General features: G+C 64.0%; 19 protein-coding genes, 1 tRNA gene and 1 pseudogene. 10 read left to right on the top strand and 11 right to left on the bottom strand.

Annotated features, from left to right (window positions below):
• Positions 1–11 precede the first annotated feature (11 nt).
• Together HCT51_RS10860 and HCT51_RS10865 are read right to left on the bottom strand one after the other, a co-directional pair.
• Positions 12–428: an ImmA/IrrE family metallo-endopeptidase gene (locus tag HCT51_RS10860; protein WP_166873903.1), complete on the bottom strand. Its 417-nt coding sequence runs from the start codon at positions 426–428 to the stop codon at positions 12–14.
• Between the two features lie 11 nt (positions 429–439).
• Entirely contained in the window at positions 440–649 is a 210-nt protein-coding gene (locus tag HCT51_RS10865; protein ID WP_224760451.1) for a hypothetical protein, read from the bottom strand.
• Between the two features lie 121 nt (positions 650–770).
• Between HCT51_RS10865 and HCT51_RS10870 the strand changes: the two genes are divergently transcribed.
• Together HCT51_RS10870 and HCT51_RS10875 are read left to right on the top strand one after the other, a co-directional pair.
• On the top strand, positions 771–1,433 hold the full coding sequence (locus tag HCT51_RS10870) for a helix-turn-helix domain-containing protein (protein ID WP_166873909.1): 663 nt from the start codon (positions 771–773) through the stop codon (positions 1,431–1,433).
• A 6-nt stretch (positions 1,434–1,439) separates the two neighbouring features.
• A complete protein-coding gene (locus HCT51_RS10875; RefSeq protein WP_166873912.1) occupies positions 1,440–2,585 on the top strand; it encodes a tyrosine-type recombinase/integrase in 1,146 nt (381 codons plus the stop codon).
• Between the two features lie 42 nt (positions 2,586–2,627).
• Here the strand turns inward: HCT51_RS10875 and HCT51_RS10880 are convergent.
• Positions 2,628–2,700 (bottom strand) — tRNA-Glu (locus tag HCT51_RS10880).
• A gap of 203 nt (positions 2,701–2,903) precedes the next feature.
• Between HCT51_RS10880 and HCT51_RS10885 the strand changes: the two genes are divergently transcribed.
• Together HCT51_RS10885 and HCT51_RS10890 are read left to right on the top strand one after the other, a co-directional pair.
• On the top strand, positions 2,904–3,188 hold the full coding sequence (locus HCT51_RS10885; protein WP_166873915.1) for an iron-sulfur cluster assembly accessory protein: 285 nt from the start codon (positions 2,904–2,906) through the stop codon (positions 3,186–3,188).
• A gap of 69 nt (positions 3,189–3,257) precedes the next feature.
• Positions 3,258–3,896, top strand: coding sequence for an MBL fold metallo-hydrolase (locus HCT51_RS10890; RefSeq protein WP_166873918.1), 639 nt, complete (start codon positions 3,258–3,260; stop codon positions 3,894–3,896).
• A gap of 22 nt (positions 3,897–3,918) precedes the next feature.
• Here HCT51_RS10890 and HCT51_RS10895 read toward each other — a convergent pair whose 3' ends face one another.
• On the bottom strand, positions 3,919–5,001 hold the full coding sequence (locus HCT51_RS10895) for a hypothetical protein (protein ID WP_166873923.1): 1,083 nt from the start codon (positions 4,999–5,001) through the stop codon (positions 3,919–3,921).
• 319 nt (positions 5,002–5,320) lie between these two features.
• Between HCT51_RS10895 and HCT51_RS10900 the strand changes: the two genes are divergently transcribed.
• From HCT51_RS10900 to HCT51_RS10910, 3 genes are all read left to right on the top strand, one after another.
• Positions 5,321–5,575, top strand: a complete 255-nt coding sequence (locus HCT51_RS10900) for a hypothetical protein (RefSeq protein WP_166873928.1) — start codon at positions 5,321–5,323, stop codon at positions 5,573–5,575.
• A gap of 76 nt (positions 5,576–5,651) precedes the next feature.
• Positions 5,652–6,494, top strand: a complete 843-nt coding sequence (locus tag HCT51_RS10905; RefSeq protein WP_166873930.1) for a CHAD domain-containing protein — start codon at positions 5,652–5,654, stop codon at positions 6,492–6,494.
• Between the two features lie 219 nt (positions 6,495–6,713).
• Positions 6,714–7,319: a DUF1345 domain-containing protein gene (locus HCT51_RS10910; RefSeq protein ID WP_224760774.1), complete on the top strand. Its 606-nt coding sequence runs from the start codon at positions 6,714–6,716 to the stop codon at positions 7,317–7,319.
• 252 nt (positions 7,320–7,571) lie between these two features.
• Here the strand turns inward: HCT51_RS10910 and HCT51_RS10915 are convergent, their stop codons facing one another.
• A complete protein-coding gene (locus HCT51_RS10915) occupies positions 7,572–8,525 on the bottom strand; it encodes a GlxA family transcriptional regulator (protein ID WP_224760452.1) in 954 nt (317 codons plus the stop codon).
• Positions 8,526–8,828: 303 nt separating this feature from the next.
• On the opposite strand from HCT51_RS10915, the gene HCT51_RS10920 reads away from it, so the two are divergent.
• Positions 8,829–10,007, top strand: a complete 1,179-nt coding sequence (locus HCT51_RS10920; RefSeq protein WP_224760453.1) for an alpha/beta hydrolase — start codon at positions 8,829–8,831, stop codon at positions 10,005–10,007.
• A gap of 803 nt (positions 10,008–10,810) precedes the next feature.
• Here HCT51_RS10920 and HCT51_RS10925 read toward each other — a convergent pair.
• The 4 genes and pseudogenes from HCT51_RS10925 to HCT51_RS10940 form a co-directional block, all read right to left on the bottom strand.
• Positions 10,811–11,383, bottom strand: coding sequence for a DapH/DapD/GlmU-related protein (locus HCT51_RS10925; protein ID WP_166873942.1), 573 nt, complete (start codon positions 11,381–11,383; stop codon positions 10,811–10,813).
• Between the two features lie 151 nt (positions 11,384–11,534).
• A pseudogene (locus HCT51_RS10930) lies at positions 11,535–11,847 on the bottom strand (IMP dehydrogenase); the annotation flags it as partial.
• A gap of 171 nt (positions 11,848–12,018) precedes the next feature.
• Positions 12,019–12,735, bottom strand: a complete 717-nt coding sequence (locus HCT51_RS10935; protein WP_166873945.1) for an SDR family oxidoreductase — start codon at positions 12,733–12,735, stop codon at positions 12,019–12,021.
• Positions 12,736–12,834: 99 nt separating this feature from the next.
• Positions 12,835–13,911: an alkene reductase gene (locus HCT51_RS10940; protein WP_166873949.1), complete on the bottom strand. Its 1,077-nt coding sequence runs from the start codon at positions 13,909–13,911 to the stop codon at positions 12,835–12,837.
• A 170-nt stretch (positions 13,912–14,081) separates the two neighbouring features.
• Here HCT51_RS10940 and HCT51_RS10945 point away from each other — a divergent pair, with 170 nt between their 5' ends.
• Complete coding sequence (locus HCT51_RS10945) at positions 14,082–14,684, top strand: TetR/AcrR family transcriptional regulator (protein ID WP_166873952.1); 603 nt, start codon at positions 14,082–14,084, stop codon at positions 14,682–14,684.
• A gap of 2 nt (positions 14,685–14,686) precedes the next feature.
• Here the strand turns inward: HCT51_RS10945 and HCT51_RS10950 are convergent, their stop codons facing one another.
• Together HCT51_RS10950 and HCT51_RS10955 are read right to left on the bottom strand one after the other, a co-directional pair.
• Positions 14,687–15,235: a winged helix-turn-helix transcriptional regulator gene (locus tag HCT51_RS10950; protein WP_166873955.1), complete on the bottom strand. Its 549-nt coding sequence runs from the start codon at positions 15,233–15,235 to the stop codon at positions 14,687–14,689.
• Between the two features lie 78 nt (positions 15,236–15,313).
• Positions 15,314–15,703 (bottom strand): tautomerase family protein, encoded by a 390-nt coding sequence (locus HCT51_RS10955; RefSeq protein ID WP_166873958.1) that lies wholly within the window; start codon positions 15,701–15,703, stop codon positions 15,314–15,316.
• A gap of 133 nt (positions 15,704–15,836) precedes the next feature.
• On the opposite strand from HCT51_RS10955, the gene HCT51_RS10960 reads away from it, so the two are divergent.
• Positions 15,837–16,892 carry an aldo/keto reductase gene (locus tag HCT51_RS10960; RefSeq protein ID WP_166873961.1) on the top strand — a complete coding sequence of 352 codons (1,056 nt, stop codon included), beginning with the start codon at positions 15,837–15,839 and terminating at the stop codon, positions 16,890–16,892.
• Position 16,893 lies beyond the last annotated feature (1 nt).

Raw genomic sequence — 16,893 nt, forward strand, 5'->3', positions numbered from 1 at the left:
GGGCTTGACCATCAGATGCCCCCCTCAGTGCTCTGGGATTCTGACTGGAGCCGCAACAGCCTCAGACGCGCGTTCAGGACTTCGACCGGCACGCCGAGGGCGTCCGCCATGCTCGCGGCATCCTCGCCGTGCCGCTTCCACGCCTCCACAAGCTCTGGGTAGGGAATCAGGCGCATCGCGGCAATGTTGTTCGCCCGGATCTCCCGCTGTTCTCCTTCGTCGTCGTCGGCGTCGTCTTCCAGCGGATCGTCCATCTCGATGTGCGCCAGCTGGTGCGCCAGGACAAAACGATCCTGTTCCCGGCTCAGGCCGCTCTGCACGACGACTGTGTTGTACTGCGCCATGAACAGACCCAATGGGTCAATCGGCAGGTGACGAATCGCCACCCCAAGCTCCGCCGCGTGAGCGTACGGGTCGTACGAGTTCATATCTCAGTTCCTTAGCGAAGCTGCGGGCCTTGGCCCGTTTGGGTCATCTTGCTGGTCTCAAGCCACATAGACACGTCGGACTCCGCATAAACGACCGTCTTGCGCGACGGCTTTGCGAAGGCCGGCGGGAGGCCAAGGTAGCGGCGCTGCGCGAGCTGCGCCTTCGTCACACCTGGCACGAGAGCCACCACGTCGTCCGGCGACAGCCACTTCTCATCCATATTTTTCTCCCTCTCCATAATGACGCGCCTTCCTGAATCATGCGTCGATATGACACATAGCTTAATCACGTCGTGCGGGATAGTCGTTGTTTTGGAGCAAATTGTCAGTTATTGTGTCGCTGTGGCCCTTTTTGACCTTGAGAATGTAGGCGAGCGCATTGCTCGTTATCGAAAGATGAACGGCATGACAGCCGAGGAATTGGCGGCGCTCGCGGGATCCGGCTTGACGCGATCCGTAATCTCGAACATTGAGTCAGGGCGCAAAACGAACCTCACCGTGGCGCATCTCCTCGCCCTTTCCGAGGCGCTTGGCGTGCCGCCCACTGCCCTGGTTGTGTCGCTTGAGGAGCCGGAACGGGTCGTCGCAACCGGTACCAGCACCGGTGAGCTGACTTCCAATGACGTTGTCGAATGGCTCGCGGGAGCGCCGCTGGAAAAAGGAGAGCTGACGCCAGCCGGCCAAAAGGTCCGAGTGGCGCTATTCGGCATCCGCGAGTACTACCGTGCGCTGCGCGACTTGAAACACGCAGTCCAGGAGGGCGCTCATCTCGTTGCCGCGCTTGACGAACCAAATTTGAAGCGCATGTCTCAGGACGTCGTAGAGAAAGCTGACTACCTACGGGACATTGGCATCAAAGTGGGCCCAGCCAATCAGCGCCAACCCCTGGATACGGGCGAGTACGCATGGCTCGTAGAAACCGCCCGCGAGGCTGCCGCCGAAGTGGCGCACCGTTTCGCGGAAGAAGAACCCTCAAGCAGCAAAGACGACGCTCGAAAGCTGTGATCGACCATGGCCACCATCACCGCCTACACGACCGCCTCTGGCAAACGGTACCGGGTCCGGTATCGGAAACCGGACCGCTCGCAGACTGATAAACGGGGCTTCAAAACCAAACGGGACGCCGAGCTATACCTCGCCGGCATTGAAGTCTCGAAAAGCCGCGGTGCCTACGTCGATCCCTCTAAAACGCGTGTAACGGTCTCGCAGTGGATGGAGGTTTGGCTGGCATCCAGGAACGACATGCGGGCGACGACCCGCACCCGTGTCGAGGGCATCATTGGCACGCACATCAACTCGCAGCTCGGCGGAACGCCTCTAGGCGATCTCACTCGGCTTCGCACTCAACAGTGGGCCTCACAACTTCCCGGCGCACCTGAAACGGTCCGAAAGGTAGTCAACGTGCTGTCGGGTGCCTTGCAGTTCGCTATCGAGGATGGACGACTTGCAGCGAACCCTGCATCCCGCTTGAAACTCCCCAAGAAGACCAAGACGGCCAAGCGCTACCTTACGCACGACCAGGTGGCGGCGCTCGCTCAGGCGGTCGGCGAACGCTCCAACGGGTCCGCGCTGGGTTACGACATCCTCGTCCTCCTGCTGGCTTACTGCGGCCTTCGCTGGGGTGAACTGTGTGGCCTCAGAGTGCGTGACGTGGACTTGAAACGCGGCCGGCTGAGTGTCGAGCAAACCGTGGTCGCCGACAAGGGCTATCAGCGAGTTGAACCCCCGAAGGACTACGAGCACCGGTCAATTCCGATCCCTTTGTTCCTTCTTCCCCACCTTCAGAAACAGGTCGCCGGGCGCGCCGACGATGCTCCCGTGTTCTATGGGCAGCGCACAGGAACCCACCTCCGCAATCACGTTTTCCGCATCGGGTGGTTCGATGACGCCGCCGCCGCGGTCGGCCTCGTCGGGCTCACCCCCCACGAGTTGCGACACACTGCCGCGAGCCTCGCCGTGAGCGCAGGAGCGAACGTGAAAGCCGTACAACGCATGCTCGGCCACGCCCACGCTTCGGTCACCCTGGACGTCTATGCCGACCTATTCGATGAAGACCTGGATAGCGTTGCAGTCGCCCTCGATCACGCAGCTCTGAATTCAAATGTGGGCAAAATGTGGGCAGACGACCCAAAACCGGCCCTCAAAGCCCTTAACTAAAACTGCCCGGTTCCCTTATGAACAAAGGGAACCGGGCTGTTGTGACCCCAGCGGGATTCGAACCCGCGTTACCGCCGTGAGAGGGCGGCGTACTAGGCCGCTATACGATGGGGCCGTTTTCGCAACTAGACGAGTATGCCACAAGGTTTCTCGGTCGCCAAAACGAGCGCCAGACGAACGCCAGATGACGTCGAGCGAGCCCGAGAGGCGCCACAACCCGAGGTGTGAATCCGCCCAAAGAGCCGCGCACCGGGTTGAGAGTGCCGTCGCCGATCCGCAGACTGGGGAGCTTCCTGCCAGCGATCGAAAAGGAGCATCATGCTTACCCTGACGGAAACTGCCAGCACGGTGGTGAAGAACATTGCTGCCCAGAGCCTGGGCACAGAAGACGGTGGCCTGCGCGTCAGCAGCGACGAGGCCGGCGGCAGCGCGCTGAACGTGGCCATCGCAGCCGGGCCGGAACCGGCCGATGAGGTCATCGAGTCCGGCGGAGCCCACGTCTATCTGGAGCCGATCGTGGCGACCGCGCTCGCCGACAAGGTGCTTGACGCCGAGGTCGCCGAGGACGGCTCGGTGCGCTTCGCCATCGGCGATCAGGAGTAGACCGATTCCACGCCGGCACGTGCGCACGAGTTGCTGCGCGCGTGCCGACGCACGCCGTATGGTCAGAACATGAGACTGACCAAGCAGGAACACGCGTGCTTCATCGTCGAGGAAGACGGCCAGAAACTCGTCATCGACCCGGGTTCATACACGACACCGCTGCTCGGCGTCGACGGCGTCATTGCCGTGGTGATCACCCATGAGCACGCCGATCATTGGACCCCAGACCAGCTGAAGGCAATCCTTGATCACAATCAGGATGTCGCGATCTACGGCCCTCCCGGCGTGGTCGCCGCCGTCGGTGACGACTTCACCGTCCACGCCGTTCACGAGGGCGACGAGGTGACCGTGGGGCCGTTCACCCTCAAGTTCTTCGGCTCGAAGCACGCCGTCATCCACTCGTCGATTCCGGTGATCGACAACACCGGCGTGCTGATCAACGACCGCATCTATTACGCCGGCGACTCCTTCACCATTCCTCCGGTGAAGGTCGACACGCTCGCCGTTCCGGCGGGGGCGCCCTGGCTGAAGATCAGCGAGGTGATCGACTACGTGGCCGCGGTGAAACCCACCCGGTCCTTCCCCACCCACGAAATGGTGCTCTCCGTCGCGGGACGCAAGCTGTCAGACGCCCGGATCGGGCAGGCCACCGAACTCGGCGGCGGCACCTATCACCCCCTCGAGCCGGGAGACACGCTCGAGTTGTAGCCGTGAGAGTGCGCGCCGCGGCTCAGCGCTCGGCGAGCAGCTGCCTGAGTTCGGCGGGTACGGCGCGTGATTTCCCGTCGGGACCGATCAGGTGCTCGCATCCGTCCAGTTCGACGGTGATGGTCGCCCCCGTGTCGACGCCGTCATCGAGGAAGAAGAGCACCACAAATGCCGTCGCGTCGGCGCCGCAGTCAGGGACGATCTGACCGGATGCCGCGGCGAGCACAACCCCGGCCGCATCCGGGCCCAGCTGACCGCCGCGCGCGAACCGGCCCTCGGTGGGCGAGCGCTGACCGCTGTGCTGATCGAGCTCGGCGACTCCCGGTGCGCCGGTGGGCTCACTTTGGTGGGTCACCGCGGGGTCGACCGCGGTGTACTCGCACCAGCGCACCCCGTCCACGGCGTTTGCCGCTGGCAGCGCAGGCGGCCCGACCGGGATCACCGTCATGCCGTCTTGATTGATGACCGCGTCACCGGGTTCGACCGCCACCACGCCTGCTGGCCAGTCGAGGATCCGCGCCCACCACCCCATGAAGCATCCGCTGTCGATCGCCGCCCGCGACTCAACCAGCTCGCCCTTCAGCGTCACGGTCTCCGTCAGCGTCAGCGCTTCGAGCGCGTCCCTGGTGGCCGGTTTCGTTTTGCCGCAGGCATTGCGGGGATAGCTGACGTGAACCGCCCGCCCCGCGGCATCCGCAAGCCAGAGTGGCGGCACGAGCTCCATGTCGGCGGTGCAGGCCATCAAGGGGCTGCTGCCGTCGTGGGGTTGCGCCAGCGCGGTGAGCAGGGCCGACAGGTCACCGTCGAAGCGCTCAACCGTGACGGCGCTCCAGATTCCCTCGGCGTCCTCGACGCTGGAATGCAGGACGCAGCGGTAGGCGGTGACCGGCTGGAAGTCCGCCGGCACACGTCCGGGCGCCGGGGCAGGCGGACGGTCGACGGCGGATGCCTCGGGTGGGAACACGAGGTCACCCAGGTTGGGGGCAAGGCAATCGTGGGCCTCCACGATCGCGGCATCCGGCTCGGGCGATCCGCCTGGCACGGTGGCGCAGCCAGTGACCAGCAGCGCGACAGCCGCGAGCAGGCTGACGGTGAGTCGGGACATTGGCGCTCCAGTGTTTGGCTGCAGTGAGTGGTCGGGTGAACCTCACACTAGATAAGACGAGTAACTACCAGATAACGATGGGGTGTCTCGGTACCCAGTTCCACGTCCGCCGCGAGGGGGACATGAGATGTACCCCATTCTGGGACTATGACAATCTTTCGCAACTGGACAGACTCGTCTGTGGGCCCCCGCACTACCCGCATTACCCGTCGGCCCGCCCGATCTCCCGCGCGCCACCTACGGTCTTACCAGCCGCGCATGTGCCGGACACGATCACCACCCGCTATACCCGATCCCTTTTCCCGAAAGTGATACAACGATGTCCGCTGCCCCCACCATCGCCGTGCCCGAAACCGCAGCCCAGCCTCCGATGGAGTGCACCGCGTGCGGCTCCAAGATGGAGACCCGCCCGAACCCGTACTTCGGCAAGGGCCTCGCCACCCACCGCACGGTGGCGCTGTGCAAGGGCTGCTTCCGGGTCGCGTTCGTCCCTGAGCCTGCGATCGACGAGGAGGCAGCATCTGCCCGCAAGATCGCCGGCAAGGTGCGCGGCTTCTTCGCCCGCGCCGCGTAGCCACGCGGAATCCCGCCGATAACCCGCCGCGGGGGCAGACCCGCCGGGCGGGGATGCGCCGCCCTACAGTTGACACATGACGAAGTTGTCGGCGCAGGATCGCGGCAGGGAGGTGACGCGGACCCTATGGCTGGCCTTCATGGCCGAGCTCGCTGGCATCCTCGCAGCCGACGACCCGGAGGCACTGCACCGAGGCCGCGTCGCCATTCGGCGGCTGCGTACCGCGCTCAGCAGCTTCGACGAGGTGCTGCCGCACAACCTCGTGACAACCACCGACGAGCTCAAGTGGCTCGGCAGTCAGCTCGGCGACGCGCGCGACGCCGATGTGCAGTACGCGGCGGTGGAGGCAGACCACAAGAGCGGCAAGGCGCACTCCTCCTTGCTTGCCGCCCTCTCCGACGAACGAGACCGCGCACATCGCATCGAGTACAACGCGCTCACCAGCAACCGATTCAAATCGCTTGCGCAGCGCGTTTCTGCCGGACTCGATGAGACGGATGCCGGCGATCCGCAGTCGCTCGACAGCTTCGCCCCGGACATGCTCAGAATGCGCCATCGCCGATTTCGCAAGGCCCTGCGTCGTCTGAACAAGCGCCCATCAGCGGAGCGATATCACGCGGTGCGCCGGCGGGCGCGACAGTTGCGCTTCACGGCGGAGTTCGTCGAAGACCTCTACGAAAAGCCTGCCCAGAAGCTCATCTCCGCGCTCAAGGACGCGCAGGATCTCCTCGGCGAGCTGCAGGACCAGACTGCCGCAGGACAACTGGCGGAGCGTCTGCGCGACTCCCACCCCGACCTATCCGACCCGGCCACCGAGCTCGCCGCCTCGCACCGCCCTCCGGATGAGATCCTCGATGCCGTTCCGGACACCTTAAAGAAGGTTAAGAAGCATTGGAAGAAGCTGAAGAAGACGCTGTAGCGATGAGCATCTAGAGAGCGGGGGCCGAAGTCATGGGTGGTTCAGTACTTACACACGCTCGCGACCGCGTCGTGCGCGAGCCGCCCTGCGGCCGGACGACCGAGCTGACCCGATCATCTGCGGTGCGCTGAACACCACCGTATGGTGCTCGCACGAACTTATGATCGGTGCGTGGAGGCTAGCGAGTACGATTCCCTCATTCACCGGGCTGGTACCCGGGTGAGCGTCGCGCTAGCGGTAGGGGTAGCTGTCGGACTTGCTGTCGGGTTCACGGTCAGTTGGACATTTGCGCCAGCACTCGGATGGGTGGCCGCGGCAATAATCTTCCTGTCCTGGACGTGGCTGGTGATCGGCCGTTTCGATGGCGCGCAAACCTCTCGTCACGCGACGATGGAGGACCGTTCCCGGCTGGTCGCCGAGGTACTGCTGCTGTGCGCGAGTATCGCGAGCTTCGGTACGATCGCGCTGATCCTGATCGAGGCTGGCAGTGTTCAGGGAGCGTTGAAGCTCTGGCTGGTTGCCCTGGCGTTGGCAACAATCGCCGTGTCGTGGCTGCTGGTCACCACCGTGTTCACGTTGCGATACGCGCATCTCTATTACAGAAACAACCCGGGCGGAATCAACTTCAACCAAAAGGAATCTCCGCGGTACACCGACTTCGCCTACCTCGCGGTCACGATCGGAGCTACCTTCCAGGTGTCAGACACCAACCTCGAGACCCACGACATCCGGATGACGGCCCTTCGGCACTCGCTGCTTTCATACGTTCTCGGGGTCTTCGTGCTTGCGACCGCCATCAACCTGGTTTCCGGCCTCGCCCGCTGATCCGCGGTCCCGACTTTCTCGCGCGATTAGCGGCGTGGAACGCGTCGCCCGAGCTCGCTGGCGGCGAGCAACTCCCAGCACTTATCAAGCGTCACGGATCCGATGGGCTCGTCGGGGGTGGGCAGCATGGCGCTTCTCCTCGGTCTCGATGGGGTGAGCGACCTGGCCACCGTCGCGCAAGACAGTTTCCGGCGGCAGAGTCGAAGGTCCTCGCTCGGGACACGCGAGCGGTAATTGCCACGCCGGGAAGGTCTAGGCTGGCGCGGCCTGCCGGTTCCTGCCCTGGTAGAGGCGGCGGTAGCTTGAGGGTGTGGTGTTAAGTTTCCGGGTGAAGTGGAGCCGGAAATTTGCTGTCGTTCCCAGGCCAGTTCTGGAGGCAACCGCCTGCACCGTCAGGTCAGTGGTTTCCAAAAGCCGACATGCTTCGGCGATGCGTTGATCGTTTAGCCACCTCAAAGGTGTCATTCCTGCTTCGGCCGCAAATTTCCGTGTGAAGCTCCGGGGTGCCCAGCCGGCATGGGCAGCCATGTCGTCGACTGTGAGCGGTTCAGCCAGGTTCAGCCTGGCCCAGGCGCAGGTGTCGGCGAAGAGGGCCAAGGGGGCGGCGACCGCACGTTCCATGAACTGGACTTGGCCCCCTTCCCGGTGCGGGGCCACCACCATCCGTCGCGCAATGCTGTTCGCCGCCTCGGTTCCATAGTCCTTGCGGACCAGGTGCAGACAGAGGTCTATGCCTGCCGCAACCCCGGCGCTGGTGCTGACGCTGCCTTGATCTATGTATAGGACGTCGGCATCGACGGTGACGCCCGGGTACAGGGTTCGAAGGCGTTCGGCGTTTCTCCAGTGGGTGGTTGCCCGCTTGCCGTCCAAGAGACCTGCAGCAGCGAGAGCGAAGGCGCCTGTGCACACCGACACCACGCGGGCCCCGTTGGCCGCTGCCTGACGCAGAGCTTCGCAGACCTCAGCGGGCGGATCGTCGAGCGGCGCGTAGCCGGGCACCACGACTGTATCCGCGGACAGAAGGGCGTCCAAGCCATCAGCGGCCTGGATGGAAAACCCGGAGGTCGTCGACACCAGGCCAGGCTGGGCTGCGCAGACCCGGAAGGAGTACCGTCCCCGTTCATCCTCGTGGCCGAAAACCTGCGCTGGAATGGCCAGGTCAAAAGCGACCACATCCGGCAGTGCCAACGCGACGACTCGGTGCACAAGTGCCACTGTACTCAGTGAGGCACCAGATGAGCAGAATTCTTTCCATGCAGGGCATTTTTGCCATGCACGTCCGCTGCCGGCGAAAGACAGCATGGGCACATGACAATCTTTACCGGCGGGCAGGAAACGACGGCTCCCACTGCCACGAGCCCTAGGTTCAAGGACCAGGACCGTCCGCCCGGCTCTGATCGTTCGCGGAAGGGACACATCGGTTGGATTGTGGCCGGCTCATTGGTTACCGGAGCCCTCGCTGCATTACTGCTGGCCGCCGCCCCGGTGATTCCGGCAACCCCGAGCGGCGTGACCGGCGCCATCCTGCTGGGGCTTGCGCTGGGATGGGCCATGTTGACTGTGCTGTCGGTGAGGTTCACGGATCAGCCACAGAGGTGGGCCGCGGCTCCAGCGCTTTTCATGGCTCTGGGCGGTTTCCTTCTGATGGCGTTCGGTTCCCCAGCGCAGGAAGTGCTCGCCTGGGTATGGCCGCCGGTCTTGTTGGTGTTAGTGGTTTGGATGGTCGTCAGGGCTCCTCGACAGCTTCGTAGCCGGAGCGGGCGCGTGCTCCTCTACCCAGTGATTGCGATGCTGGCTCTGGCTTCGCTGGGTAGCGGCTACGAAACGGTGCGTGCAGCAGTGGATGCTGGGGAGTATCCGGCGCAGGGTCAGTTAATCGACGTCGGCGGACACCGCCTGTACCTGAACTGCACCGGCTCAGGCAGTCCTACCGTCGTGCTGGAACCGGGCGCAGGCCTCATGTCGTCTGACCTCGCATTCATCGCACCGGTTGTTGCCCGTGATACCCGGGTGTGCGTCTACGACCGGGCAGGACGTGGGTGGAGCGATCCGGCGCCGACCGCGCAGGACGGCGCTCAGACCGCGACCGATCTCCACACGTTGCTGCAGCGCGGGAACGAGCCTGGACCGTATGTGCTGGCCGGACATTCATTCGGGGGCCTCTACGCGCTCACTTTCGCCGCCCGCTACCCCGGCGACGTCGCCGGACTGGTGCTGGTGGACTCGACCGCACCAGCTTCGGGAACAGAACCGGATTCAACGCAGCCCACTCGCGCCGACTCCGCCGACTCCGCCGACTCCGCCGACACGATAAACCGACTCTCCGCACTGGGAGCCGCCGCAGCCAGCCTTGGACTCGGCCGAATCATCGGAGTGGAGACACCCAGCCACCTGGAAGGCACGATCGACGAGTACCTCCACGCGGGCTCCTCAGCGCAGCAGGCTGCCGCTCTGAGAAACTTCACCGACAAGCCGCTGGCTGTTCTCACAGCAGGCAGCGGCAGCCAGCCCGGCTGGGCCGCTTCGCAGGACGCCCTTGCCTCACTCTCGACCAATAGCCTGCACCGCGTCATCGACGGGGCCACCCATGCGTCATTGATCTCTGATCAAGACGACGCGATGGCGACCGCTCGGGGCATCCTCGACGTCGTTTCCGCCGTGCGCACTGCAAGCCCGCTCATCCCGTAGGACGGAGGAAGCCCGCGACTCCCTCGTCGAGGGAAAGCGGCACCTCTTCGACGCCGAGGTTGGCGGGTCAAACAAGAAAACCCCCGCTTTAGCGGGGGTTTTTACTGCTGGGGTACCTGGACTCGAACCAAGAACAACTGAAGCCTTGGGCGTCCGGATGGCCGATGGGTGTTCGCCGCAGGAATCCGCGGATCTCCGCGATTTCCATGCCCCAAGTGTACCGACTCCTACGGAGCCGTACCGGCTGATTCTGGTCTGCGGATCGCGTTTTTGGTCACGTTCTTGGTCGCCGTTCGCTGACTCGCTAGCGACGCCAGAAGATGTGGGCGACTCCGGACCCTCATCAGTCCGTCGTCGCACCCGAAGTGACTCTTCAAACAGGTGGTTACTTGTAGCGTTCAGGGCGCGCGGGATTCTATTGACCGGGCAGATCAACCGGCGGGTCTTGCGGGACGGCGGACGAACGATGATGACTGCGGTGATGCGGCGGTACCGTCCGCTCGCTGTCTGGACACCTTCCAGCGCTGATAACGCACTTGAGCAGGGTGGCTCTCCGGGGGGCTGCCCGCTCACAGAGCCGCTGCCTGAACCTGCGCCCGCTCAGCGTCCCCGTCGGGTGCTGCTTATTGCCGCTGCACAGTGCTGAGTTGTCGAAGGCCAGCGGCAAGACCAGTGATCGCGTCACCAAAACAGTCGGTACAGTTCGACACGGAGATTCACTGCCCATTAAAGGTCGGCGATATATAGTCCGCCTTCGGGTCAGATTCACCCGACTGGGCGCCCAATCGAAACTGAAACGGGGTTCAGCTCGACAGCAGTGAGCGAACCACTCGGGCCGGGGAGCCCACGACAATGGTGTTTTCTGGCACATCCTTCGTGACTACAGACGCAGCCGCCACGACTGCGTTATCACCGATCGTCACGCCCGGCAGAACGGTGGCGTTGGAGCCGATCCAAACATTGCGGCCGACAACGATGGGGGCCGGGTGCATGTCGGCACGGCGGCTCGGCGTGAGGTCGTGGTTGAGTGTGGCCATGACCGTGTTGTGCCCGATCAAGCAGTCGTCGCCGATGACCACTCCGCCTTGGTCCTGAAACTTGCACCCCGAGTTGATGAAGATCCGTTTCCCGAGGGTGATGTTCTTTCCGAAGTCGGAGTAGAAGGGCGGGAAGACCGTCACAGATTCGTCAACTGGCTTGCCGGTCAGCTGAGACAGCAGCTCCCGCACCCGCGCCGGTTCGTGATATCCGCTGTTAAGTTCGCCGGTGATGCGTAGGGCATCCTGGCTGACCCGGTGCATGACCTGATGCAAGGGTGAATCCCCCCTGATGGTCTGGCCTGCATTCAGCACCTCAAGGAGATCGTCGAGTTCCATGGTGTCCTTTCAGCTGTGTCTCGGCATTTGGCTTCGTGAGTCGAGGTTCTGAAGCCCAGGGTAAGGGCCCCTCACTCAGCCGGTGGTGATGTGTCACACGGCGAGGCACCTGGGGCAGGTACTGCTGCCTCGCCGCGTGGATTGGGGTTAGTCAGAACGTGAGCAGCACCTTGGTCGCCCGGCGTTCGTCCATCGCCCGGTATCCTTCGGCGGCCTCTTCGAGCGGGAGGGTGAGGTCGAAGACGATGCCGGGGTCGATCTGGTCGGTCATGATGACGTCGATCAGCTCGGGCAGGAATCGGCGGACCGGGGCGGGCCCGCCGAGCAGGCGCTCACGGTGGAGAAGAACAGGTCGAGGCCGTCGAGCTCCACACTGTAGGAGACGCCCACGTAGCGACGTGGCCACCGGGACGAGTCGCGTGGATTGCCTGCAGCATCGCCTCCTCGGGGAGAGTCCCCGTCGCAGCCAGGTGCGTGTAGATCGCGTGTCGTGCGCGTTCGGTGGTGTCGCTCAATGTCATCGTCTGTTCCTTCGACCATCCGCGCTCTGAGCGGAGTACGGAGTTCAGATTCTCCCAGGCGGGGCGCCGCAGGTCCGATGCAATCGGGCCTGCGGAGCCCCGGATGGTGCGGGGTTACGCGGCGGTGTTACCGAGCTGTGGGTAGACCGCTTCCAAGGGCGCGCTGAGGCCGGCCTTCAGCTGCACGGACGTGTCGTCGGCGAGGACCTCGTATTCCCCCGCCTCTGTCGCATCGAACACCTTGCCGACCAGCACTGCTGGGTCGACCTTCGGGCCGGGGGCGTTCGCGGCCATCGCCGTGTCGACATAGCCGACGTGAACACCCACGACATGGACTCCCGCGGGGGCCAGCTCCAGACGCAGGGAGTTTGTTGCAGACCACAGTGCGGCCTTGGTAGCCGAATAGATCCCCATGACGGCGTACCAGGACAGTGCCGAGTGCATGTCGATGATCGCCGTGTTCCCGCCCTTCGAAGAGAGGATGGGTGCGAACGCGCGGGCGAGGAAGAGCGGACCAAGGAAATTGGTCTCGACATTCGCACGGATCTCCGCATCAGTGTGGCTCAGGATGCCCGGGGTGGAGGCAGAGGTGCCGGCATTGTTGATCAGCACGGTCACGTCCTGTGCAGCGTCAGCGGCGGCCTGGATGGAGGCGGGGTCAGTGACGTCGAGGATCAGCGGGACGATGCGGTCATCATCCCAGGTACGGGGGTTGCGGGCGGTGGCGTAGACCTTGACCGCACCGCGGGCGAGAGCCTCGTGCACGAACTGGGTACCGATTCCGCCGTTGGCTCCGGTGACGAGAACGACGGCTCCATTGAGTGAGGGCATGAGTACTTCTTTCATCTAATTGGGAACTTGAAAAACTCAGTGAGGTGTGAGCCGCCCGCCAAGCGGGGGCAGAACCCCGCGGGCGGCTCACGGCGGGCGCTAGACGAGTGCCAGGACCGGGTAATCGGTGTACCCGGCCGCATCCCCGACATACAGGGTGGTCGGGTCCAACTCGTTCAACGGGGCATCCGTGCGCAACCGCTCGACGATGTCGGGGTTGGCCAGAGCGAACCGGCCGAGCGGCGCGACGTCCGCCAGCCCTGCGTCGATGTCGGCAGCGATCTGCTCCCGGTCGCGCCCGTACCGGACCACGAGCACCGCTGTCGGCCATACCTCACGGAAGGAGCGCAGCACCTCGTCGTCGCCGAGGTGGTGCACGTGCAAGTAGGCCAGGTTCAGCTTCGCGAGCTCACCGACCAGGTAGCGGTACTGGGCACGCACCGATTCGGTGTCGCCCTCGTCGAGACCACCGAGGGGGAAGGCCGGGGAGATACGGATGCCGGTGCGGTCCGCGCCGATCTCCTCGGCAACAGCCTGCGCGACCTCGACGACGAACCGGGCCCGGTTCTCCACCGAGCCGCCGTAGCCGTCGGTGCGGTGGTTGGCATTCGGGGAGAGGAACTGGTGGAGCAGGTACCCGTTCGCGGCGTGGATCTCCACCCCGTCCGCCCCGGCCGCGATCGCCGAGGCTGCGGCGTGACGGAACTCACCGATCACGTCTTGAATCTCCTCTGCACGCAGCTCGCGCGGTGTCGGGATCGGCTGAGGACCGGTGGGCGTGTGCATCTCCTGCCCGGGAGCGATTGCTGATGGTGCGACCGGCTGCCGGTGGTGCGGGGTGTTGTCCGGATGCGAGGTCCGGCCCACGTGCATCAGCTGGACGAACAAGTGCCCGCCGCGCTCGTGCACCGCGTCGACGACCTTTCGCCACCCGGCGATGTGCTCGGGCGCGTAGATGCCTGGGGTGTTGACGTAACCCTGCCCGTCCGCAGATGGCTGGGTTCCCTCGCTGATCAGCAGACCAAGAGCGGCGCGTTGCCCGTAGTACTCCGCCGCCAGCTCCCCCGGAGTGCCGTCGACGTTCGCACGGTTGCGCGTCATCGGTGCCAGGGCGAGGCGGTGCGGAAGTTCGATGCGCCCCAGCGCAAACGGCTGCCACAGTGAAGGTGAAGTCATGAGAATAGTTCCTTTTACATCGAACGGTCAGAAGCGGCCACTGCGGCGACCCGAGTAACGGGCTATCTCGCGTCGCCGTGAGAGAATGAGTCCAGGCACATTCGAGCCCACGCGACAGTGACTGTAATCATAACTGAGTACGGTCATGGTTTATTCCAGGAGGATCTCCCATGCCACTCGCACCACAGTCGATCGGTCGACGCGAGCGGAACAAGCAGGCCAAGCTCGAACGCATCACCGCAGCCGCCAGCGAACTGTTCGCCACACAAGGCGTCGATGAGGTCACCACCCAGCAGATCGCCGACAAAGCCGACATCGGCGCCGGCACCCTGTTCCTGTACGCCAAGACCAAGGGCGAACTGCTGCTACTCGTCCAGAACACCCACTACTCCACGGCACTTGCCAGCGGCCGGGCGGCTGCGGAGACGGTGCCCAGCGTTCTCGATGCCGTGCTGGCAATCGTCAGGCCGGTTGTAGAGTGCAATCGGGTCCAGGTCGATAACGGGCGCACCTACCTTCGCGAGATGCTCTTCGGAGATCCCAGTGAGCCGCATCACGCCGAAGCCCTGAAAATCGTGGCTCAGACAGAGCACGCCCTCGCGGGCATTCTCAGCCGCCACGAGGCCATCGATGAAGCCGATGCTGCCACCCTTGCCCGCGTTGTCTTGTCGAGCATGTTCATGACTATGGCCAGCGGTGCGAACTCTCCCGTCAGCACCGAAGAGATCATCGAACGCATCCGCGGACAGATCGCTGCCATTCTGCCCCACTGATCTCAGCCGGGTCCGCCCGCCAGCACCGCCCCGAGTGTGTCGCTCTCCGGGCCCGCGTTGGCCGGCTGCTCGGCACCGGAAGAGTCAGAGGCGGTAACGCGAACGAACTCCACATCCTCGTGGCCCAGGATCACGCCATGGGCACCGACCAAAGCTGCGCGCACCCGCTCTTGGCCGTCGCGAGTCAGCGGAAGCACGCTCACACCTCGCCCTTGAGGAACGTGTACCTCACCCCACTGCTGCATCGCTACCAGCACGACCTTCAGCTCATTACCTGCTGCGGTCAGGTCGTAGGCATCGCGGGTGCGCTGCCCTGGCTCTTGATACGGAATCTTCTCCAACACGCCGTGCTCCACGAGCGTGTTCAGCCGTGCACTGAGCACGTCAGTCGCGATGCCCAAAGAGTCTCGGAACTGCGCGAATGTGCGCCTCCCCAGGAGCGCCTCGCGCAGCAGGAGGAAGCTCCAGGAGTCACTGAGAACCCCTAGAGACCTGACGATGGCGCACTGATTGTCCAGTGCATCCGCGAGAATACGCGACTTACGTGGCATGGACCAACCCTCTCTTGACTCTGTCCAACCGATCCAGCAGCGATGTTTAGGCGGAGAGACACAGCACACGCGGGTGAGCTATTCGGTGGCGAGCTGCAGCTCGCCCCGGCCGAAGGAGAAATTCTCTTTCGGCACCGGGACCAGCGCGATGAACACATCATCGGCACTGATGCCCAGCACGTCGACGACATTTCGGCAGATTGCCGTCGTCAGCACTCTTTTATCCCCCAGCGGTCGCTCAGCCGTGAAGAGCACGGTAATGATGACCGCATCCGCACTTCGTCGCATCCCCATGTAGCCGAGGCTCAAGTAGAGCTCGTCCGAGCCGTGCGAAGTGATTGCGACGAACTGATCATCAGCGGGAATCCCCAGCGCATCATTGAGCGCCTGCGGCAGGGCTTCAGCCAGAGCGCGCTTCTGTTCCGGCGAGAACCGCTCATCGGGGATATGAACCTGGAATACCGGCATCGTCAAGGACTCCTCCCGCGCGCCGTTCGGCCCGCCATATCTCCGCTGAGTTGCTATAACCAACTTAGCATCGGTACGGTTGATCCCAGCCCTTCCGGCAACCGGATACGCCTTCGGCGAAGGAGACGAAACATTGCGTTACACGACGTTTGGCCGCCGCACAGGGCTGCGGGTCTCGCAGTACGCCCTCGGCACTGGGAACTTTGGCACCGGGTGGGGAGCGGGCACGGAACGGGACGAAGCGAAAGCGATCTTTGACCGCTTCGTGCAGGCAGGTGGCAACTTTATCGACACCGCCGACACCTACCAGGCCGGCCAGTCCGAGCAGCTGGTCGGTGAGTTCATCCGCGCCGACCTTGACGACCTGGTGCTGGCTACGAAGTTCGCCGTCGGCGCGAACCCCCAACGGAAGCTCTCCCGCACCGGCAACGCCCGGAAGAATCTGCGTGTCTCCGTCGAGGAGAGCCTGAGCCGGCTGGGAACGGACTATATTGACGTGCTCTGGGTGCACTACCCGGATGCGCTCACTCCGGTCGATGAACTGCTGCGCGGCTTGGATGAGCTGATCGGCCAGGGCAAGATCCTCTATGCGGCGTTCTCCAATTTTCCCGCCTGGCGTGTCTCCCTCGCCGCCCTACTGTCCGACGTGTCCGGGTGGGCTCCGGTGGCCGGGATTCAAGTCGAGTACAGCCTGGTCGAGCGCACCGCGGACCGGGAACTGCTGCCGATGGCCGAAGCTCTCGGTCTGGACGTGACGCTGTGGTCGCCGCTGGGTGGCGGGCTGCTGACCGGCAAGTATCGCAAGAGCCAAGCGGGACGCCTGAGCGACTGGAAGACGCTCGTGCACACCGAATCCACCGAACAGAAGACCGCCGTCGTGGATGCGGTGATCGAGGTAGCCGAGGAGGTCGGCCGCACCCCGGCGCAGGTGGCGGCTGCGTGGGTCAACGAGAGGTCGCGGCGTCTTGCAACCTCCTCGGTGCCGATTATCGGCCCCCGCGACCTCGCCCAACTGGACGACTACCTCGCCGCACTCGACCTCCATCTCAGCGACGAACAGTACGAGCGGCTCACCACCATAAGCGCCATCGATCTTGGCGTCCCGCATGAGGGCAACGTCAAATCTCTGAACGGGCTGCAAGGCGGTCACGCAGGATCGTTTGATCCCCCGATCATCCCTGTCGCCTGAG

Origin of the sequence: Salinibacterium sp. ZJ450 (assembly GCF_011751885.2) — a bacterium.
Classification (GTDB): domain Bacteria; phylum Actinomycetota; class Actinomycetes; order Actinomycetales; family Microbacteriaceae; genus Ruicaihuangia.